We start from the raw sequence: 19,286 nt of genomic DNA, 5'->3' as shown, positions 1-19,286 counted from the left end.
AGGAAAGTGGGCTCGAAACGCCGAATTCCCGCGTTTTCCCACCGGGTCCTGGGCCGGCTGGCACGCTGTGAAACCCGGAACCACGGATTCTGAGGCCGTGGCGTGTGCAGACCGACCGAGATGCTCGAAGCGAGGCACCACATGGACGCTCCGCCCAACAGATCGGCCAGACGGGGGACGGGCCGGATACCCGCCGGGGGCGGCGGTGTGACCGAGCCCTCTCCGGACGCCGTGCTGATCCGCCGGACCCTCGCGGAGATCGCCCCCGTCGCCGACAAGGTGACCTCGTACTTCTACGCCCTGGTGTTCACCGGTCACCCTGAACTGCGGGGCCTGTTCCCCGCCGCCATGGACGCGCAGCGCGACCGGCTGCTGAAGGCGCTGCTGACCGCCGCCGAGCACATCGACAATCCGGACGTACTCACCCCCTACCTGCGCCGACTGGGCACCGGACACCGCAAGTACGGCACCATGCCGGGGCATTACCCGGTCGTGGGCGAGGCCCTCCTCGGAGCGCTGGCCCGGTACGCGCAGGGGACGTGGGGGCCGGAGGCGCAGGCCGCGTGGGTGCGGGCGTACACCGCGATCTCACAGATCATGATCGACGCGGCGGCCGAGGACGAGGTGAAGGCCCCCGCGTGGTGGCACGCGGAGGTGGTCTCCCACGATCTGCGCACGCCGGACATCGCCGTGCTGACGGTCCGCCCCGACCAGCCGTACGCCTTCCTGGCGGGCCAGTACACGAGCCTGGAGACTCCGTGGTGGCCCCGGGTGTGGCGGCACTACTCCTTCGCCTCGGCACCCCGCACCGACGGGCTGCTGTCCTTCCACGTCAAGGCCGTTCCCGCGGGGTGGGTCTCCAACGCGCTGGTGCGCCATGCCCGGCCGGGGGACGTACTGCGCCTGGGGCCGCCGGCCGGCTCGATGGTGGTGGACCACACCACGGACAACGGGATGCTCTGCCTGGGCGGCGGCACCGGTATCGCTCCGATCAAGGCGCTGATCGAGGACGTGGCCGAGCACGGAGAGCGGCGCCCGGTGGAGGTGTTCTTCGGGGCGCGCAGCGATGACGACCTCTACGACAAGGACACGCTGCTGGGGCTCCAGCGCTCGCACCCGTGGCTCTCGGTGCGGCCGGTGGTCGGTGACTGGCTGTCCGGGCAGCTGCCGCAGGCGGTCGGGGAACACGGGCCGTGGAGTACGTACGACGCCTTCATCTCGGGGCCGCCCGCGATGATCCGCAGCGGAGTGGACGAACTCAAGCGGATCGGGATCCCCGGTGACCGCATCCGGCACGACGCCGTGGAGGAGCTGGCGGGCGTCGCGGGCTGAGACCGCCGGGTCACCCGCCGGTCTCAGCCGCGCCCTTGTCGGCGCAGGTGGGGGCGGCCGTCCGGTCAGCCCAGATCGGCGGCGTGCATGGCGCGTACGCCTTCGATATTGCCGTCGAGGTAGTGCCGCAGGGACAGCGGGACGAGGTGGACGGCGGCGATCCCGACCCGGCTGAAGGGCACGCGGACGATCTCGTACTCGCCCTCGGGCTCGTCGATCTCGGGGCCGTGCCGTTGGCTGGGGTCCATCGACTCGAGGTGGCAGACGAAGAAGTGCTGCACCTTCACGCCGGTCACTCCCCCGTCGGCGATGTGCTCGACGGTGTCGACGAAACAGGGCACCACATCGGTGATCTTCGCGCCGAGTTCTTCGTGGACCTCTCGATGGAGGGCGTCGACGACGGTGGCGTCCGAGGGCTCCACTCCACCGCCGGGGGTCAGCCAGTACGGATCGACGCCGGGCTTGGTGCGCTTGATGAGGATCAGGTCGTCACCGTCGAGCAGGATCGCGCGGGCGGTGCGTTTGACCACGGGACGTTCGGTCATGGGAGAAGAGTGGCCCGCGACTCCGCTTCTGAAACGCGCAAGAGCCGGGAAAGAGCGGGGACTCACCAGTGCGAGGCGGCGCGCAGCAGCCGGTCATGAGCCCGGGCGACGTGTGCGAGGGCGAGGCCGCCGGTCCGGACCACGAGGAACCACGTGCGCAGCGGGGGGACCGGGGGCTCCAGCAGCGCGACGATCTGACCGCTTTCGAGGGCGGGCCGGCACAGGTAGCGGGGCAGTACGGCGAGCCCGGCGCCGGCCCGGACGCACTCCAGTACGGCCCGCAGGTCGGGCACGACCACGGTGGCGGCGGCGGGCCTGGTGTCGGGCCGGGTGTCGAACACGGCGGCCCAGTAGCGGGTGACGAGCGGCAGGGTCTCGTGGACCTCGACGAGCGGGATCCCGTCGAGGGCGCAGGGGCCTTTGTCCCGCAGCCGGTCCGGGTCGACGAGCGCCGCCCAGTACGGGGCGGCGACCAGGACGTGCTCCTCGTCGCACAACGCGGTGGCGTTGAAGAGTCCCCCGCGGGGCCGGGCGGTCGTGACGACGAGGTCGTGGTGGCCCGCGGCCAGGCCGTCGAGAGCCTCCTCGGCGCCGGTCTGGAGGGTGGTGCGCAGGGTATGGCCCTGGCCGACGAGGGGCGCGAGCGCGGGCAGTACGCGCAGGCACAGGAACTCGGGGGGCCCGGCGACGTGGAGGGTGCGTAACGCGCCGGCGGTCTCACGTTCGGCCTCGGTGATCCGCAGCAGGGCGTCGAGGTGCGGGGCGGCCTTGTGGGCGAGTTCGTCGCCCACGGCGGTGGGCGTGACGCCGCGGGCCCGGCGGTGGAAGAGGGGCCGTCCCAGCTGGCGTTCGAGGGTGCGGATCTGGGAGGTGACGGCGGGCTGGGAGAGGCCGAGCAGCGCGGCTGCCCGGGTGAACGAGCCGGCCCGGTGCACGGCGACGAAGGTGCGCAGCAGAGCCAGGTCCATAGCGGCACCTCTCGGTGGGGGCCTTCAACTATAAATATGCCGATAGGCCCCTGTCTCTACCGTGATTGGACTCTGACACAGAGTCAACTAGCCTTGTGCGCGTGGTTCTTCGCGCGCGGAACCCGGGGCGGTCCGAGCCACGAGGGGGGAGGCTCGGACCGCCCTTCCTTGTTCCGCTCAGCCCCTGCGACCTGCGGAATCGAGGGCCCGCAGGACATCCGCGACCAGGTCTTCGGTGTCTTCGGCGCCCGCGGAGAACCGGATGAAGCCCTCCGCCACGGCATCGCCGCCCCATCGTCCGCGGCGCTCCGCGGTGGACCGCACGCCACCGAAACTCGTGGCGTCCTCGACGAGGCGCAGGGCGGTCATGAACCGCTCCGCGTGCGCGCGGTCGGGCAGGGTGAAGGAGACCACCGACCCGAAGCCCCGCATCTGGCGGGCGGCCGTCTTGTGGGACGGGTCCGCCGGCAGGCCGGGGTAGCGCAGCCCGGTCACGTCCGCGCGGTCGGCCAGGGCCTCGGCGACGGCCAGCGCGTTGGCCCACTGGCGCTGGGCGCGCAGCTGGATGGTGGCCAGTGAGCGGTGGGCGAGCCAGGCCTCCATCGGACCGGGGATCGCGCCGACGATCTTGCGCCACTGCCGGATCTGGGCGGCGAGCTCCGGGGTGCGGCAGACGACGTACCCCAGCAGCAGATCGCCGTGCCCCGTCAGCCCCTTGGTGCCGCTGGCGACGGAGAAGTCCGCGCCGAGTTCCAGGGGCCGCTGCCCCAGCGGGGTGGCGAGGGTGTTGTCCACGGCGACCAGGGTCCCGCCCGCGTGCGCGGCGTCCACGAGGCGGCGTACGTCGCACACGTCCAGCCCCGGGTTGGAGGGCGTTTCGATCCACAGCAGCCGGGCCCCTTCGAGGACCGTGAGCTGGGCGTCGTCGCCGGTCGGGGCGGTGCGTACGTGGATTCCGTAGGCCTCCAGCTGCTCGCGCACCAGTGGCAGTGCCTGATAGCCGTCGTCGGGCAGGACGACGGTGTCACCGGTGCGTGCCTGGGAGAGGAGGACCGCGGAGACCGCGGCCATGCCGGAGGCGAAGACGACCGTCTGCACCTCCTGGCCCGGGGCCTCCAGTTCCCTGATGGCCCGCTCCAGCAGGGTCCAGGTGGGATTGGTGTCGCGGCCGTAGGTGTACGGGCCTTCGACGTCGCCGGGGAGGTGGAAGTGGGCGGCGAAGACCGGCCCGGGCAGGGGCGGCTCGTTCTTGACGGGTTCGGGCAGCCCGGCGCGCACCGCCCGGGTGCCGTCACCGAGCGGGTCCGCCGCGGCCGTGCCGTGGCGGATCGCCCCGTTGTCGAACTCGTTCACGTGGTGTGCTCCTTCACTGCTTCGCGTACGGCGTCCAGCAGGCCGGGACTCGCCGCCTCGACCAGCTCCAGGCACTCCTCGAACCCGTCGAGCGACCCGTAGTAGGGATCCGGGACGTCGGCCTCCGTGGCCCCGGCCGTCGGGTCGTAGGACCGCAGCAGCCGGACCTTGGCGGCGTCCTCGGGGGTGGGCGCCAGCGCCCGCAGGTCCCGCAGGTGCCCGGCGTCGAGTGCGATGACGAGGTCGAGGCGGGCGAACCAGGAGCGCCGGAACTGCCGGGCCCTGTGGTCCTGCGCGTACCCGGCGGCCTCCAGGACGGAGACGGTGCGCGGATCGGCGCCGTCCCCCTCGTGCCAGCCGCCGGTGCCGGCGCTGTCCACCTCGACCAGGGCGTCGAGTCTGGCCTCGGCCACGTGGGCGCGGAAGACGGACTCGGCCATGGGCGAGCGGCATATGTTGCCCGTGCAGACGAAGCACACGCGGTACATGGGCTGCCCGTTCAGTTCTTGTCGGGCAGGGCCAGGTTCACGGCCCAGGAGACGATGGAGATGATCAGGCCGCCGATGACCGCGGTCCAGAAGCCGTCGACGTGGAAGCTGAGGTCGAACTGCTCGGCCAGCCACGAGGTCAGCAGCAGCATCAGGGCGTTCACGACGAGGGTGAACAGGCCGAGCGTGATGATGAACAGCGGCAGCGAGAGCAGCTTCACCACGGGCTTGACGATGAAGTTGACCAGGCCGAAGACCAGTGCGACCAGGATCAGGGTGAGCGTACGGCTGCCGAGGCTGCTGCCGTCGTCGAGGGTGATGCCGGAGACCAGCCAGATGGCGACGGCCAGGGCCGCGGCATTGGCGAGCGTCTTGACTACGAAATTCGTCATGTGTCTGATCGTGGCAGAGAAGATCCCGGTGGGACATCAGCAGATCAGCGGATGCCGCGCCATGACCGAGCACAAGGGGCACAACGACGATGAAGGCCTTCCGGCTGGACGAGCTCGAAGCGGAGCGGGTCGCCAACGACGGCGCGTATCTGCAGTTCGTGCGTGAGCGCAACATGTCAGTCGGGCTGTACGCGCTCGACGCGGGGCAGAGCGACCCGCAGCAGCCGCACCGTCAGGACGAGGTCTACTTCGTCGTGAGCGGGCGGGCCTCGATCACCGTCGGGGAGGAGACCACGATGGTGGCGCGCGGCAGCGTGGTCTACGTCCCGGCCGGGGTTCCGCACAAGTTCCACCACATCGCCGAGGACTTGAGGGTGATGGTGGTCTTCTCCCCGCCGGAGGGGTGAGGGGACCCGCCGGATGAGGTCGTGCCCCTGGTCCCCCTAGGGGTCGGATCAGGGGACTCCGGGGGCTCGCGGGGCCCCGTGCGACGCGGTGGGCTCCTAGCATCGAGAGCAGGAACTCACTGATGAGGAAGAGGTTGAGGACATGGACGGCATCCGACAGGTTTTCGCGGGCATGCCCTGGTGGGTCAAGTGGGTCGCCGTTCCACTGCTGGCGCTGTTCGTCTTCGGCGGCGTGATCACCACCATCCTCGGCGCCCTCATCGGGCTCGTCTTCAAGCTGCTCCTCTTCGCCGGACTCGTCGGCGGTCTGATCTTCGTCGTCAAGAAGTTCAGCGGCGGCGCTTCGAAGTCCTCGTCCCGCGATTGGTAGGTCCTCGCGCCGGAGGGTGTTCCCGTTGAGCCAGGTGAGGGAACGTGACGCCCGAAACGGCCTACTCTCCGGGAACCGGCCGATAGAGTGGCAATCTGTGCCGTTTCCCCTGGGCACCGAATGTCGGTAAGACCGCACTGACCTGCGGTTATGTCAGATCAACTGCCGAGCACGACCCCCAGGAGCCACGGCATGCGCGGGGGAGGCCCCCGCAGGGCGGGCCACCCCGAGGCCTGCTGCCACGCCTGGGGGTGAGGTTTGTCTTCGGTTCACAACGCCGGTGTGCCGACGCTGATCGGGTCGGTGCAGCGGGCGCTGAGGCTGCTCGAAGCGGTGGGTTCCCATAGCGGGGGAGCCCCGGCGAAACAACTGGCGCGCGAAGCCGGGCTCCCGCTCCCCACCGCGTACCACCTACTGCGCACCCTGACGCATGAGGGCTATCTGCGGCGCGAGAGCGGCGTCTTCCTCCTCGGCGACGCGGCTGGGCGTCTGGCCGGTGCGGGACTCCAGCAGAAACGTCGCAGCATGATCCTCGACTCCCTCGCGCACTTCCGCGACGCGGTCGGGGCTCCCGTCTACTTCGCGGTTTACCGCGAGGGTGAGATCGAGGTCGTGGGTGTCTCGGACACCCCGTCCACCCCGGCCTGCGAGGAGTGGGCCGACTTCCGTGAGACCGGCCACGCGCACGCCATCGGCCAGTGCCTGCTCGGCCAGCTCGACGAGGAGTCGCGCAAGGACCATTTCGACCGGTATCCGGTCCAGGCCGTCACCCCTTACACCGTCGCGGATCTGAGGTCACTGGAAGAGCGGATCAGCTCCCTTGGCCGGATGCAGCCGGTTACGGAGCGTCAGGAGTATTCCTTGGGGACGGTGTGTGCGGCCATCCCGATCACTGCCGGCGACGTGGCCGCAACTATGGCGATTTCACTCCCTTTGCACCAGGAAGACCGATTGCGCTATGCGGTCGATCGACTACGGAGTGAAGTAGGCGCGCTGTTGAGCACCCTCTCGTTCTCTATCAGTATCTGAAAACTCACTCCTTGTGATCTGCTAGCGCTTCCACCACTCTTGTCAAGAGGGCTTGGGGGACCATTCCTGGCCACTTCCACTAGGGGTAGGCAATGCGCGAGTCGGTACAGGCAGAGGTCATGATGAGCTTCCTCGTTTCCGAGGAGCTCTCGTTCCGAATCCCGGTGGAACTCCGGTACGACGCCCGTGATCCCTACGCGGTCCGCCTGACGTTCCACCTGCCCGGAGACGCGCCCGTGACCTGGGCGTTCGGCCGGGAACTCCTCCTCGACGGCATCAACAAGCCGTGCGGTGACGGCGATGTGCACATCGCCCCCACGCAGCCCGAGGAACTGTCCGATGTCCACATCCGGCTCCAGGTCGGGGGTGACCGGGCCCTGTTCCGCGCCAGCGCGGCGCCGCTCGTCGCGTTCCTCGACCGCACAGACCGGATCGTTCCGCTCGGTCAGGAGCGCAATCTGGGTGACTTCGAGGAGAACCTCGACGAGGCGCTCGGCAAGATCCTCGCCGATTCCCGGCAGAACGAGCAGAACGCGGGCTGAGGGAGCCCCGAACCTCGCGCCGGAGCCGCCCCTATCGGCGCTTGCGCCGCCGGCCCCGGCCGCCGCGCCCCGGCCCGGAGGCCGGGGCGGCGGCTCCCGGCCGGTCGGCCGAGACCACCAGCGCGGCCAGCGCCGTGGTCACGGGGACCGAGGCCACGAGCCCGATCGAGCCCACGAGCGTCCGTACGATCTCCTCCGCGACCAGCTCGCTGTTGGCCACCGAACCCATGCTGCTGTTCGCGATCGAGAACAGCAGGAGGAGGGGCAGGGCGGCTCCCGCATAGGCGAGGACCAGGGTGTTGACCACCGACGCGATGTGGTCCCGGCCGATCCGGATGGCTGCCCGGTACAGGGCGCGCGGCCCCATCGACGGGTCGGCCTGATGGAGTTCCCAGACCGCCGAGGTCTGAGTGACCGTCACGTCGTCCAGTACGCCCAGCGATCCGATGATCACGCCTGCGAGCAGCAAACCGCTCATGTCGATGTCCGGGTAGAGCCCGTGGATCAGCCCGGTGTTGTCGTCGGTGTTGCCGCTGAGGAAGGCCCAGTCGATGAACAGGGAACCCAGCAGGCCGATCAACAGCAGTGAGACCAGTGTGCCGAGGACCGCCACAGAGGTCCGGGCGGTCAGGCCGTGACACATGTACAGGGCGATGAGCATGATCGCACTGGCTCCGACGACCGCCACGAGCAGTGGGTTGGAACCCTGCAGGATGGCCGGGAGGATGAAGAGGGTCAGCACTCCGAAACTGATGATCAGCGCGATCAGCGCGAACAGCCCGCGCATCCGGCCGACGAGGACGACGGCGACGGCGAAGATGGCGGCGAGCAGGGCCAACGGGAGCTTGCGGTTCACGTCGACCACGGAGTACTGGAGGTCGCGCGGCGCGTCCGGTGCGAAGGCGACCACCACCTCCTGCCCGTTCTCCAACTGCCGTGGTGCGCCCGGCTGGACGATCTCGACGAAGGTGCGGCCCTTGTCCGGACCCGAGCCGACCTCGACGGTGGCCTTCTTGCACTCGCCCGTCTGAGCGGCCTGGGCCTCACGGCCCTCGGGAGTGGAGGTGTCGCCGGTGGGCGGCACCTGCGCGGCGTTCACGGATTTGCAGTCGACCTGCTCGAGCGAGACGACCTTGCCCTGCTGCGTCTGGCGGTCGAAGCCGACCCCGCTGCGCTCGTGTGCGGGGGCGCCGCCGGGCCAGAGCACCACCATGCCGACGAGGACGGCGGTGGCGAAGGGGATCAGTACGGCCGCGATGACCTTGCGCAGGTGCTTCGAGACGGGTGCCGCCGGGCCGTGGCTGTGGCTGTGGGAATGGCCTGAGGCAGGTCCGTGACCTGAGTGTGCGTGGCCCGTGTGGCCAGTGGGCTCGTTGGGCTCGGTGGGGGGCTGCGGCGAGGACGTCACTGGCAGATCATCGCAAGAGATGAGGGGGCCCACTGTTCAGCACGCCACAGATGACGCTAGCGTGGGGGCACCTTTGCACAACGCGGGAGCTCGGAGCACCGGGCTGAGAGGGCGCTGATCACCGTACGCGATCACAAATGCGTACGGGAAGAGGCTGCGTCGACCGCCGAACCTGTTACCGGGTAATGCCGGCGTAGGGAGATCAGGTCTCATGACCATTCAGGACGCACGCACGCCTGCCGTCAGCCAGGACGCCGACGGCCAGACCGAGCGCCAGCCGGGCTGGCACAAGGGATACCTGGCGGGCTCCCGCCCCGACCTCCGGGTGCCGGTCCGTCAGGTCCACCTCACCAACGGCAAGGACGTGACGCTCTACGACACGTCCGGGCCGTACACCGACCCGCAGATCGAGACGGACGTCCGCCGGGGCCTCGCCCCGCTGCGCGAGAACTGGATCATCAGCCGCGGCGACACCGAGGAGTACGCGGGCCGTCCCGTGCGCCCCGAGGACGATGGCATCAAGCACACCTCGCCGCGCGGTGGCCTCAAGAACCTCGACGCGGTCTTCCCGGGCCGTCCCCGGCAGCCCCGCCGGGGCCGTGGCGGCGCCGCCGTCACGCAGCTCGCGTACGCCCGCCGGGGCGAGATCACCCCGGAGATGGAGTACGTCGCGATCCGCGAGAACGTCTCCCCCGAGGTCGTCCGCGAGGAGATCGCCGCAGGTCGGGCCGTGCTTCCGGCGAACGTGAACCACCCGGAGATCGAGCCGATGATCATCGGTAAGCGGTTCCTGGTGAAGGTCAACGCCAACATCGGCAACTCCGCGGTCACCTCCTCCATCGAGGAGGAGGTCGACAAGATGACCTGGGCGACCAAGTGGGGCGCCGACACGGTCATGGACCTCTCGACGGGCCGCAACATCCACACCACCCGCGAGTGGGTGCTGCGCAACTCCCCCGTCCCGATCGGTACCGTTCCGCTCTACCAGGCGCTGGAGAAGGTCGACGGCCGTGCCGAGGACCTGACCTGGGAGATCTACAAGGACACGGTCATCGAGCAGGCCGAGCAGGGCGTCGACTACATGACGGTCCACGCCGGCGTGCTGCTGCCCTACGTGCCCCTGACGGCCCGCCGCAAGACCGGCATCGTCTCGCGTGGCGGTTCGATCATGGCCGCGTGGTGCCTGGCGCACCACAAGGAGAACTTCCTCTACACGAACTTCGAGGAGCTCTGCGACATCCTCGCGACGTACGACGTCACGTACTCGCTGGGTGACGGCCTGCGCCCGGGCTCCATCGCGGACGCCAACGACGCGGCGCAGTTCGCGGAGCTGAAGACGCTGGGCGAGCTGAACACCATCGCCAAGCGGCACAACGTCCAGACGATGATCGAGGGCCCGGGACACGTCCCGATGCACAAGATCAAGGAGAACATCGACCTCCAGCAGGAGATCTGCGAGGAGGCGCCGTTCTACACGCTCGGCCCGCTGACCACGGACGTCGCGCCCGCGTACGACCACATCACCTCGGGCATCGGCGCGGCGATGATCGCCTGGTGGGGCACCGCGATGCTCTGCTACGTCACGCCCAAGGAGCACCTGGGCCTGCCCAACCGGGACGACGTGAAGACCGGTGTCATCACGTACAAGATCGCCGCGCACGCCGCCGACCTGGCCAAGGGCCACCCGGGTGCCCAGGAGTGGGACGACGCCCTGTCCGACGCGCGGTTCGAGTTCCGCTGGGAGGACCAGTTCAACCTGGCCCTCGACCCCGTCACGGCCCGTGAGTTCCACGACGAGACGCTTCCCGCGGAGCCGGCCAAGACCGCGCACTTCTGCTCCATGTGCGGCCCGAAGTTCTGCTCGATGAAGATCTCGCAGGACATCCGCCGTGAGCACGGCGGTGACCTGAAGGCCGACGAGATCCAGGCGGGCATGGCGGAGAAGTCCGCCGAGTTCGCGGCCTCGGGCAACCGGGTGTACCTGCCGCTGGCCGACTGACCGTCCCGTCCGGCGAGCACTGTCCTGGGAACTGGAGGGGGGTTTCCAGGGCAGTGCTCCGGTAGGGCCGGCCTCCGGCCGGGTGCCGGAATCCGCTATCTGGCAGGGTGTTGCCGGGTGCTTTGCCGGCCCGTGCTCGCGTCATAGAGTGCGGGCCCATGACCATGCGATACCGAATACTGGGCGGGACCGGCATCGAGGTGAGTGCGCACTGCCTCGGCACGATGATGTTCGGGGCAGTGGGTAACCCGGATCACGAGGACTGCGCGCGGATCATCCATGCCGCGCTCGATCAGGGCATCAACTTCGTGGACACCGCCGACATGTACTCCGGCGGGGAGTCCGAGGAGATCGTCGGGAAGGCCCTCAAGGGGCGGCGGGACGAGGTCGTACTCGCCACCAAGGTGCACTTCCACATGGGCGAGGGGGAGCCGGGGCAGGGCCGCAACCGCAGCGGGAACTCGCGGCGGTGGATCGTGCAGGCCGTCGAGGAGAGCCTGCGTCGGCTCGATACCGAGTGGATCGACCTCTACCAGGTACACCGGCCGGACCACGCCACGGACATCGAGGAGACGCTCTCCGTCCTCAGCGATCTGGTGCGGGCGGGCAAGATCCGGGCCTTCGGCTGTTCGACCTTCCCCGCCGAAGAGATCGTCGAGGCGCACCGCGTATCCGAGCGGCGGGCCCTGCCGCGCTTCCGGACCGAACAGCCCCCGTACTCGATCCTCGCCCGTGGGATCGAGGCCGACGTACTGCCGGTGGCCCAGCGCTACGGCATGGGCGTGATGACCTGGAGCCCCCTCGCGTCCGGGTTCCTCAGCGGCAAGTACCGGCTCGGCGAGCCCGTGGACATGACCCGGGGACGGGCGGCCCTGATGCCGGCCCGCTTCGACCCCTCGATCCCGGGCAACGTGACGAAGCTGGAGGCCGTCGAGCAGCTCGTCGAGGTGGCCGACTCCATCGGCTGTTCCCTGCCGGAGCTGGCCGTCGCCTTCCCGGTGGCGCACCCTGCCGTCACCTCGGTGATCATCGGGCCGCGGACCATGGATCAGCTGGAGTCGCTGATCAAGGGTGCCGGACTGGTTCTGGACGATGCAACGCTCGACCGGATCGACGAGATCGTCCCGCCGGGCCACAATGTCTACCACCCGGACGGGGCCTGGAAGCCGCCGGCTCTCACCGATGCCGCGCTGCGGCGGCGGCCCTTGGGGGACCGGGCCGCAGGGTAGCCCCGCGACGCGGGATCCGATGTTTCACGTGAAACAGCGAGGCGTGTTTCACGTGAAACATCCCAGGCAGGCGGGAGCGTAGACCGGCAGATACGGTACGCACGCAGACTGCGGGCGGCGTCAGGGGACTCGGCCGGGAAGTGCGGTCGTCACTCCGGCTCGTGATCAGGGCCGCCGAAGTCCGGGCTCGTGAAGTCCGGCGCGGAGTAGCCGGGCCGGTGACCCTGGGATGACGCGGTCCCCGGGCTGGTGAAGTCGGGCCGGGAGTATCCAAGGTTGGGGATGCGCCCGGCCCCTGGCGTACGGGGCGTCGGATATCCCGGACCCGCGCTCGGGTCGGCCAGGGCGTCCCTCAGGAACGGCATGATGCCCCGTTCCAGCAGGGCGTGCCGCCAGGCCTCCCGGGCGCGGGAGACCTCGTCGGGTATCGCCTCCGTCTCGTCGGCCGCCACCTCGGTCGAACTGTTGCGTACGGCCGTCACCAGCAGCCCGACCACCGCGAACAGCAGGGCGGCCGCGGTGAGTGCGCCGAAGAGCCAGCCGGCCGTCAGCATGGTGTCGGCGAAGGCGGGTTCGGGCTCCACCATCTTCAGGATGTAGCCCACGAGCAGGAAGATCAGCATGGCGGTGCCCGCCAGCACCGGCGCGAGGACCGCGACCACGGCGCTGACACCCGCACCACCGCCACTGCCCTGCTCGCCGTCCTCCTGCCCCGTCGTCCCAGGGGTGGACAGGAGTCCGTCGCGCCGTTCTCCGCGGACCTTCACGTAGTGGTCGTACTCGGCTGCGGCCGCAGCCGTCAGCAGCGCACTGGCCCCCATGGCCATCGTGCGCAGCTGTTCGGCGTTGAGCCGTTCCCCGAGGGTGGCTAGCTCGGGTCTTTCCGGTGCGGTGCGCAGCGCCTCGTCGAGGAGCCGATCGAACTCGGGCCGGTCTTCGGTCAGCAGGTGCGGAGCGCTGGTCATGTGCATCCCCCGATGCTCCGTAGAAGCCGGTATGCCCGCGTAGACCCGGGCGCCGGCACAAACGGAGGAGAGCCTGCTACGGATAGAGCGATGGTAGAGCGCACACGCCACAGGGTGACAGGGGCTTTCAGGAATTGGCCCCGTGTGAGAACGCTGCGTAATCCTCAGTCGTTCAGCGGAAGTTGCACGACCAGCAGCTTGCCCGCCATCGTGACCCCGCCGTCCATGGCGATGGCGAGCCCTTCCGCGTACACGTGAGGACCGTCCACCGCCTCAGGTCCGCGGGCCTCGTCGCCGTCCTCGGTGCCCACTTCGCCGAGCAGGTAGGGGATGGGGCTGTGCCCGTGGACCACGCGGCTGCCGCCGTAGGTGCCGAGCAGTTCGCGCACGGCCTGCGGGCCGGTGCCCTCGTCGCGGAAGGCGAACCGCTTGGTGAACTTGCGGAAGAGGTCCCAGGTGATGTCGGCGTCGTTGCGGTTGAGCAGTTCGTGGATGGTGTCGTTGACGTCCTCGACGGAGTCGCCGTAGTCGAGGTAGGCCGTGGTGTCGGAGTGCAGCAGCAGGTGGCCCTCCACCAGGACGGCCGCGTCCAGGCGGGACATCCACTGGAGGTGCACGTCCTGGAGGCGCTCCATGTCGGTGCGCTGGCCGCCGTTGAGGAGCCAGGCGGCCTGGAAGGTGGCGGTACCGGCGCCGGAGGAGACGGGGGTGTCGCCGAACCGCTTGGCGCCGATGAGCAGCAGTTCGTGGTTGCCCATGAGGGCCTTGCAGTAGCCGCCGGCGGCGGCGGCCTCGGCGGACAGCCGCATGACGAGGTCGATGACGCCGATCCCGTCGGGGCCGCGGTCGGTGAAGTCGCCGAGGAACCAGAGCCGGGCATTGCCGGCGGACCAGCGCCGGTCGGCGTCGATGAGGCCCTGGGCGTGGAGTTCGGTGACGAGCTCGTCGAGGTAGCCGTGGACGTCGCCGACGACGTACAGCGGACCCGGACCGGCCGCCTCCGCCTCCTGGGGGACGTACTGGACCTGGACGGTGTCGCCGGGCCCGCCGAGTGCGCCGCGGCCGATGACGGGCAGGTCGCGCTGGGTCGGCGTGTAGCCCTCGGGGTCGCTCTCCTCGGGGTCCTGGCTCATTGCGTGCACCGGTTCCGCGACGGGCTGCGGAGCCGGAGGTGCCGGGGGCGCGCTCGTCTCCGGGGCATAGCGGGGCTGCGGGGGTACGGACCGGGCGCCCTCGTAGTACGCCGGGTACTCGCCGTACACGGGCGCCTCGCCGGGAAGCCCGGTGGATACGGCGTACGGGGCGGGTTCGTTGACCGGAACCCGGAAGTCCCGCAGCGTCTCCGTCCGCATCGCGGGTCCCTGACCGGCCCCCTGAGTCATCGACCCCTCCACCACCGTCGCGCTGCCGTACACCTGCGGACCCTCCTGACCTCCGGGGCGGAGGGTCCGTGATGTCGTGCGCCCATCATAGGAATGCGGTTCGCGCTCTGTGACGCACCAGGGGTGGTGAATCCTTTGCGGAGCCGTTCCTTCCTGCCGTTTTCTCCCGATATCGGTGCTGCGGAAATCTTGAGTGGGACCTCAGTCGGGCTGGTGGGGGCGGTCTGGCGGTCAGTCCTTCGCCGGGGAGCGGGGTGGACTGACGGTCGTACGGGGCTGCCTGCGCTGCGAGGAGGTACGGATGATCAGCTCGGTCGGGACGACCTGTTCGACGGGACGTCCGGTGTCCACTCCCTCGATGGCGTCGATCAGCAGCTGGACGACGGCGGTTCCGATGCGGCGGGGCTTGAGGGAGAGGGTGGTGATGGGCGGTTCGGTGTTGGCGTACACGGTGGACTCGCTGCAGCACACGAGCAGCAGGTCCTCGGGGACGCGCAGGCCGTAGCGCCGCGCGGCGGCGAGCAGGTCGGTGCCGTTGGGGTCGAAGAGACCGTAGACGGCGTCCGGGCGGTCGGGGCGGGCGAGCAGCCGGTCGGCTGCGACGGCGCCCGCGCACGGGTCGTGGGCGGGGTAGGACTCGTAGACGGGGTCCTGGCCCACGCGCTCGCACCAGTTGAGGTAGGCGGTGGTGGAGAGACGGGTGTAGGTATCGGTGGTGGTGCCGGTCAGCAGGCCGATCCTGCGGGCCCCGGCGGCGGCGAGGTGGTCGAGCAGGCCCAGTACGGCGGCCTCGTGGTCGTTGTCCACCCACGCGGTGACGGGGAGGGAGCCGGCCGGTCGGCCGTCGGAGACCACGGGCAGGCCCTGGCGGACCAGTTCGGTGACGACAGGATCATGGTCGGAGGGGTCGATGACGACGGTGCCGTCGAGGGCGACGTTGGACCACACGTCGTGTCGGGAGGTGGCGGGGAGGATGACGAGGGCGTAGCCACGGGCCAGTGCGGCGGAGGTGGCGGCCCTGGCCATCTCGGCGAAGTAGGCGAATTCGGTGAAGGTGAAAGGTTCATCCCCGTACGTCGTCACGGTCAGGCCGATGAGACCCGACTTGCCGGTACGGAGGGTGCGAGCGGCGGCGGACGGGCGATAGCCCAGCCGGTCGGCGACTTCGCGAACGTGGCGGCGGGTGGCGTCCGGCAGCCGTCCCTTGCCATTGAGCGCGTCGGAGACGGTTGTGATGGAGACGCCTGCCGCGGCGGCGACGTCCCTGATGCCGGCCCGGCCCTGTCGGCCGGCGGCCCGCCGGGTGGTCTCGGTCCGGCTCACCTGATGCTTCCCTGCTGCTGTCATGGCGAGCCGATAGTAGGGCTCGGTGGGGTGGGTGGTCCGGGTGCATATGCACGCGTTGACAGGCAGGTTTCTGCATGGTTCGCCACCCCCAATGACCTTGGAAATGAAGGTATTTGATCGCGCAGGGGGGTCTTGGCCCGTGTCGGCGGGTACGAGCATGCCAAAACGGTGTGGTCTCGGGACGGTCTCAACTCACCTGCACGAGGGACGCGCGCCACGGCGCGGGCCACCGGCGCGCGCATATATGCGCGCGCTCCCCCACATTCCTGGCGCCCCCATTCTCGGGAAGGCGGAATCCTCATAAGGTGAGCAGTATTGAGTCGACGGCGACGTCGTACGGGACGGTCGAGGAGGACCTGCGGTGAGCGAGAAGAGCCCGAAGCTGCGCGCCGAGCTGGACGGCATTCCGACATACAAGCCCGGCAAGCCCGCGGCCGCGGGCGGGGCCGTTGCGTACAAGCTGTCCTCGAACGAGAACCCGTACCCGCCGCTGACGGGGGTACTGGAGACCGCGGTCGCGGCGGCCGGGAACTTCAACCGGTACCCGGACATGGCCTGCACCGGCCTGGTGAACGAGCTCGCGGAGCGGTTCGGGGTGCCGGTCGAGCACATTGCCACCGGCACCGGCTCGGTGGGCGTGGCCCAGTCGCTGATCCAGTCGACGGCCGGCCCGGGCGACGAGGTCATGTACGCCTGGCGCTCCTTCGAGGCGTACCCGATCATCACGCAGATCTCTGGTGCGACCTCCGTGCGGGTACCGCTGACGGACGGGGACGTGCACGACCTGGACGCGATGGCCGAGGCGATCACCGAGCGGACCCGGCTGATCTTCGTCTGCAACCCCAACAACCCCACGGGCACCGCCGTACGCCGTGCCGAGCTGGAGCGGTTCCTGGACCGGGTGCCCTCCGACGTCCTGGTGGTGCTGGACGAGGCCTACCGCGAGTTCGTACGCGACGCGGACGTGCCGGACGGCATCGAGCTGTACCGCAGCCGTCCGAACGTGGCGGTGCTGCGCACGTTCTCCAAGGCGTACGGGCTGGCCGGCCTGCGGGTCGGGTTCGCGGTGGCGCACGAGCCGGTGGCCGCGGCGCTGCGCAAGACGGCGGTGCCCTTCGGCGTCAGCCAGCTCGCCCAGGACGCGGCGGTCGCCTCGCTGCGTGCGGAGGACGAGCTGATGGGCCGTGTCGGGGCGCTGGTGTGCGAGCGCAACCGGGTCCACGAGACGCTGCTCGCGCAGGGCTGGACGGTCCCGGACACTCAGGCGAACTTCGTCTGGATGCGGCTGGGGGAGAGGACCGCCGACTTCGCGGCGGCCTGCGAGAAGGCCGGTGTGGTGGTCCGGCCCTTCGCCGGCGAGGGCCTGCGGGTCACGATCGGTGAGACCGAGGCGAACGACCTCTTCCTGCACACGGCCGAGGCGTTCTTCAAGGAGCTGTAGGGCGGTCGGCCCCGTCCGGGGCCGCTACGCCAGTTCCACGCGGACCGGGTCGCCGTCGCGGACGGTGGACAGCAGGCGGGCGTCGCCGTCGAACGAGCCGAGCACGTTGCACGGGCTCGCCAGGCGGCTCTCGCCTCCGCGCGAGATGGGCGTCGGGCCGTAGGGGAGCGCGAGCGCGTCGCCCTCGGTCCAGAAGGCGACCGTGCCGGGCTCGACGACCTGCTGGGCGTCGTGTTCCAGCGCCACGGAGACGCCGGTGTCGAAGTAGACCTCCTCGCCCCAGGTGTTCGCCGAGGCAGAGATCGGAAGGGCCTCGGCCAGCGCCTTGCTGGTCGGGGTCTCGTCGAGGGTTGCGGTGAGCTGGCCCGCGGGCCAGGAGATTCGTATCTGCATGAGCCGTATTCAACAATCTGTTGAATTTATTGGCTAGAGGACCCCCGCCTGATTGCCCCGGATGCCGGTAGGACATAATGCTTGTGAATGTGAACGCGTTCACAAGCTGTCTTGGTTCCTCCCGGATTGTGCGGGATGAGACAGGCAGACTGCCGCTCTGACCACGGCGACCGAAGGAGACGACGACGTGGACCTGGCTTTGGCGCCGGAGACGCTGGCGCGATGGCAGTTCGGCATTACCACCGTCTACCACTTCCTGTTCGTCCCGCTGACGATCTCCCTTGCCGCGCTCACGGCAGGGCTGCAGACCGCATGGGTGCGCACCGAGAAGGAGAAGTACCTCAGGGCCACGAAGTTCTGGGGAAAGCTTTTCTTGATCAATATCGCGATGGGTGTCGTCACCGGCATCGTCCAGGAGTTCCAGTTCGGCATGAACTGGTCCGACTACTCGCGATTCGTCGGTGACGTCTTCGGGGCCCCGCTGGCCTTCGAAGCGCTGATCGCCTTCTTCTTCGAGTCGACCTTCATCGGCCTGTGGATCTTCGGCTGGGACAAGCTGCCCAAGAAGATCCACCTGGCCTGCATCTGGATGGTGTCCATCGGGACCGTCCTGTCGGCCTACTTCATCCTCGCCGCCAACTCCTGGATGCAGCACCCCGTCGGGTACCGCATCAACGAGGAGCGGGGACGGGCCGAGCTCACCGACTTCTGGCTCGTGCTCACCCAGAACACGGCGCTCACCCAGTTCTTCCACACCATCACGGCCGCCTTCCTCGTCGGCGGCGCGTTCATGGTCGGCATCGCCGCCTTCCACCTGGCGCGCAAGAGGCACATCCCGGTGATGCGGACCTCGCTGCGGCTCGGCCTGACCGTGATGATCATCGCCGGTCTGGGCACCGCCATCAGCGGTGACCTGCTCGGCAAGGTGATGTACAAGCAGCAGCCCATGAAGATGGCCGCCGCCGAGGCGCTCTGGGACGGCGAGGCGCCGGCGCCCTTCTCGGTCTTCGCGTACGGCGATGTCGACAAGGGCCACAACAAGGTCGCGATAGAGATCCCCGGCGTGCTGTCCTTCCTGGCCAACGGCGACTTCACCTCCTTCGTCCCCGGGATCAACGACGTCAACAAGGCCCAGCAGGAGAAGTACGGCCCCGGCGACTACCGGCCCAACATCGCCGTCGCCTACTGGGGCTTCCGGTGGATGATCGGCTTCGGCATGGCCTCGCTCGGCGTCGGAGCGCTGGGCATGTGGCTGACGCGCAGGAAGTTCCTGCTGCCGCGGGGGCTGCGGACCGGGGAGGACGAAGTCCCGCACCTGGTCCTCTTCAAGAGCGCGCTGAGCCCCAAGTTCGCCAAGTGGTACTGGATCCTCGCGCTGTGGACCATGGGCTTCCCGCTGATCGCCAACTCCTGGGGCTGGATCTTCACCGAGATGGGACGCCAGCCGTGGGTGGTCTACGGAGTCCTGCGCACCCGTGACGCGGTCTCGCCCCACGTCTCCCAGGGCGAGGTGCTCACCTCGATGATCGGCTTCACGCTGCTCTACGCCGTACTCGCGGTGATCGAGGTCAAGCTCCTCGTGAAGTACGTCAAGGCCGGGCCGCCCGAGCTCACCGAGGCCGACCTCAACCCGCCCACCAAGATCGGCGGGGACGACAAGAACCCTGACCGGCCGATGGCCTTCTCGTACTGAGGC

19 protein-coding genes and 1 riboswitch are annotated in these 19,286 nt (G+C 69.3%); of the genes, 9 read left to right on the top strand and 10 right to left on the bottom strand.

All coding sequences use genetic code 11. The annotated features are described in order from the left end of the window. Window positions 1-120: 120 nt before the first annotated feature. Window positions 121-1,332, top strand: coding sequence for a globin domain-containing protein (locus tag AB0D94_RS01005; RefSeq protein WP_362043937.1), 1,212 nt, complete (start codon window positions 121-123; stop codon window positions 1,330-1,332). 65 nt (window positions 1,333-1,397) lie between these two features. Here the strand turns inward: AB0D94_RS01005 and AB0D94_RS01000 are convergent, their stop codons facing one another. From AB0D94_RS01000 to AB0D94_RS00980, 5 genes are all read right to left on the bottom strand, one after another. Further along, on the bottom strand, window positions 1,398-1,877 hold the full coding sequence (locus AB0D94_RS01000; protein WP_266935581.1) for an NUDIX hydrolase: 480 nt from the start codon (window positions 1,875-1,877) through the stop codon (window positions 1,398-1,400). A gap of 62 nt (window positions 1,878-1,939) precedes the next feature. After that, a complete protein-coding gene (locus AB0D94_RS00995; protein WP_362043934.1) occupies window positions 1,940-2,845 on the bottom strand; it encodes a LysR family transcriptional regulator in 906 nt (301 codons plus the stop codon). 177 nt (window positions 2,846-3,022) lie between these two features. Next, window positions 3,023-4,198 (bottom strand): cystathionine gamma-lyase, encoded by a 1,176-nt coding sequence (locus tag AB0D94_RS00990; RefSeq protein ID WP_362043932.1) that lies wholly within the window; start codon window positions 4,196-4,198, stop codon window positions 3,023-3,025. Then, window positions 4,195-4,686, bottom strand: coding sequence for a low molecular weight protein-tyrosine-phosphatase (locus AB0D94_RS00985; RefSeq protein WP_362043930.1), 492 nt, complete (start codon window positions 4,684-4,686; stop codon window positions 4,195-4,197). Before AB0D94_RS00985 ends, AB0D94_RS00990 begins: the two co-directional genes overlap by 4 nt. Before the next feature lie 11 nt (window positions 4,687-4,697). Beyond that, window positions 4,698-5,078 (bottom strand): phage holin family protein, encoded by a 381-nt coding sequence (locus AB0D94_RS00980; protein WP_362043928.1) that lies wholly within the window; start codon window positions 5,076-5,078, stop codon window positions 4,698-4,700. Window positions 5,079-5,167: 89 nt separating this feature from the next. Between AB0D94_RS00980 and AB0D94_RS00975 the strand changes: the two genes are divergently transcribed. From AB0D94_RS00975 to AB0D94_RS00960, 4 genes are all read left to right on the top strand, one after another. Beyond that, a complete protein-coding gene (locus AB0D94_RS00975; protein WP_266935573.1) occupies window positions 5,168-5,485 on the top strand; it encodes a cupin domain-containing protein in 318 nt (105 codons plus the stop codon). Between the two features lie 151 nt (window positions 5,486-5,636). After that, window positions 5,637-5,855 (top strand): DUF5326 family protein, encoded by a 219-nt coding sequence (locus AB0D94_RS00970; protein WP_362044417.1) that lies wholly within the window; start codon window positions 5,637-5,639, stop codon window positions 5,853-5,855. 291 nt (window positions 5,856-6,146) lie between these two features. Continuing rightward, complete coding sequence (locus AB0D94_RS00965) at window positions 6,147-6,884, top strand: helix-turn-helix domain-containing protein (protein ID WP_362044415.1); 738 nt, start codon at window positions 6,147-6,149, stop codon at window positions 6,882-6,884. Window positions 6,885-6,976: 92 nt separating this feature from the next. Beyond that, window positions 6,977-7,426, top strand: coding sequence for an SsgA family sporulation/cell division regulator (locus tag AB0D94_RS00960; RefSeq protein ID WP_362043925.1), 450 nt, complete (start codon window positions 6,977-6,979; stop codon window positions 7,424-7,426). A gap of 31 nt (window positions 7,427-7,457) precedes the next feature. Here the strand turns inward: AB0D94_RS00960 and AB0D94_RS00955 are convergent, their stop codons facing one another. Then, a complete protein-coding gene (locus AB0D94_RS00955; protein ID WP_362043923.1) occupies window positions 7,458-8,867 on the bottom strand; it encodes a YibE/F family protein in 1,410 nt (469 codons plus the stop codon). A gap of 39 nt (window positions 8,868-8,906) precedes the next feature. Continuing rightward, a riboswitch (TPP riboswitch) is annotated at window positions 8,907-9,051 on the top strand. Between AB0D94_RS00955 and thiC the strand changes: the two genes are divergently transcribed. Beyond that, window positions 9,046-10,833 carry a phosphomethylpyrimidine synthase ThiC gene (thiC, locus tag AB0D94_RS00950; protein ID WP_031141348.1) on the top strand — a complete coding sequence of 596 codons (1,788 nt, stop codon included), beginning with the start codon at window positions 9,046-9,048 and terminating at the stop codon, window positions 10,831-10,833. Its footprint overlaps the riboswitch before it by 6 nt. A 164-nt stretch (window positions 10,834-10,997) precedes the next feature. Further along, complete coding sequence (locus AB0D94_RS00945) at window positions 10,998-12,062, top strand: aldo/keto reductase (protein WP_362044413.1); 1,065 nt, start codon at window positions 10,998-11,000, stop codon at window positions 12,060-12,062. 149 nt (window positions 12,063-12,211) lie between these two features. On the opposite strand, the gene AB0D94_RS00940 is transcribed toward AB0D94_RS00945, so the two are convergent. The 3 genes from AB0D94_RS00940 to AB0D94_RS00930 form a co-directional block, all read right to left on the bottom strand. Further along, a complete protein-coding gene (locus AB0D94_RS00940; protein ID WP_362043920.1) occupies window positions 12,212-13,033 on the bottom strand; it encodes a hypothetical protein in 822 nt (273 codons plus the stop codon). A gap of 158 nt (window positions 13,034-13,191) precedes the next feature. Then, complete coding sequence (locus AB0D94_RS00935; protein ID WP_362043918.1) at window positions 13,192-14,409, bottom strand: metallophosphoesterase; 1,218 nt, start codon at window positions 14,407-14,409, stop codon at window positions 13,192-13,194. Between the two features lie 231 nt (window positions 14,410-14,640). Continuing rightward, entirely contained in the window at window positions 14,641-15,756 is a 1,116-nt protein-coding gene (locus AB0D94_RS00930; RefSeq protein WP_327414982.1) for a LacI family DNA-binding transcriptional regulator, read from the bottom strand. Window positions 15,757-16,117: 361 nt separating this feature from the next. On the opposite strand from AB0D94_RS00930, the gene hisC reads away from it, so the two are divergent. Then, entirely contained in the window at window positions 16,118-17,197 is a 1,080-nt protein-coding gene (gene hisC, locus AB0D94_RS00925) for a histidinol-phosphate transaminase (RefSeq protein WP_362043915.1), read from the top strand. 24 nt (window positions 17,198-17,221) lie between these two features. On the opposite strand, the gene AB0D94_RS00920 is transcribed toward hisC, so the two are convergent. Next, a complete protein-coding gene (locus AB0D94_RS00920) occupies window positions 17,222-17,590 on the bottom strand; it encodes a cyclophilin-like fold protein (RefSeq protein ID WP_362043913.1) in 369 nt (122 codons plus the stop codon). Between the two features lie 187 nt (window positions 17,591-17,777). Between AB0D94_RS00920 and AB0D94_RS00915 the strand changes: the two genes are divergently transcribed. Continuing rightward, window positions 17,778-19,283: a cytochrome ubiquinol oxidase subunit I gene (locus AB0D94_RS00915; protein WP_362043911.1), complete on the top strand. Its 1,506-nt coding sequence runs from the start codon at window positions 17,778-17,780 to the stop codon at window positions 19,281-19,283. Window positions 19,284-19,286: the final 3 nt, after the last annotated feature.

This window comes from Streptomyces sp. NPDC048255 (genome assembly GCF_040652415.1).
Lineage (GTDB): Bacteria > Actinomycetota > Actinomycetes > Streptomycetales > Streptomycetaceae > Streptomyces.
This window is presented reverse-complemented; position numbering and strand designations above follow the sequence as displayed.

What these genes read in the sequence shown, in the direction of transcription:
- AB0D94_RS01005 (WP_362043937.1), top strand. Translation starts at nt 121, where the DNA reads ATGCTCGAAGCGAGGCACCACATGGACGCTCCGCCCAACAGATCGGCC.
- AB0D94_RS01000 (WP_266935581.1), bottom strand. Translation starts at nt 1,877, where the DNA reads ATGACCGAACGTCCCGTGGTCAAACGCACCGCCCGCGCGATCCTGCTC.
- AB0D94_RS00995 (WP_362043934.1), bottom strand. Translation starts at nt 2,845, where the DNA reads ATGGACCTGGCTCTGCTGCGCACCTTCGTCGCCGTGCACCGGGCCGGC.
- AB0D94_RS00985 (WP_362043930.1), bottom strand. Translation starts at nt 4,686, where the DNA reads ATGTACCGCGTGTGCTTCGTCTGCACGGGCAACATATGCCGCTCGCCC.
- AB0D94_RS00980 (WP_362043928.1), bottom strand. Translation starts at nt 5,078, where the DNA reads ATGACGAATTTCGTAGTCAAGACGCTCGCCAATGCCGCGGCCCTGGCC.
- AB0D94_RS00975 (WP_266935573.1), top strand. Translation starts at nt 5,168, where the DNA reads ATGAAGGCCTTCCGGCTGGACGAGCTCGAAGCGGAGCGGGTCGCCAAC.
- AB0D94_RS00960 (WP_362043925.1), top strand. Translation starts at nt 6,977, where the DNA reads ATGCGCGAGTCGGTACAGGCAGAGGTCATGATGAGCTTCCTCGTTTCC.
- thiC (WP_031141348.1), top strand. Translation starts at nt 9,046, where the DNA reads ATGACCATTCAGGACGCACGCACGCCTGCCGTCAGCCAGGACGCCGAC.
- AB0D94_RS00945 (WP_362044413.1), top strand. Translation starts at nt 10,998, where the DNA reads ATGCGATACCGAATACTGGGCGGGACCGGCATCGAGGTGAGTGCGCAC.
- AB0D94_RS00940 (WP_362043920.1), bottom strand. Translation starts at nt 13,033, where the DNA reads ATGCACATGACCAGCGCTCCGCACCTGCTGACCGAAGACCGGCCCGAG.
- AB0D94_RS00935 (WP_362043918.1), bottom strand. Translation starts at nt 14,409, where the DNA reads ATGACTCAGGGGGCCGGTCAGGGACCCGCGATGCGGACGGAGACGCTG.
- AB0D94_RS00930 (WP_327414982.1), bottom strand. Translation starts at nt 15,756, where the DNA reads ATGACAGCAGCAGGGAAGCATCAGGTGAGCCGGACCGAGACCACCCGG.
- AB0D94_RS00920 (WP_362043913.1), bottom strand. Translation starts at nt 17,590, where the DNA reads ATGCAGATACGAATCTCCTGGCCCGCGGGCCAGCTCACCGCAACCCTC.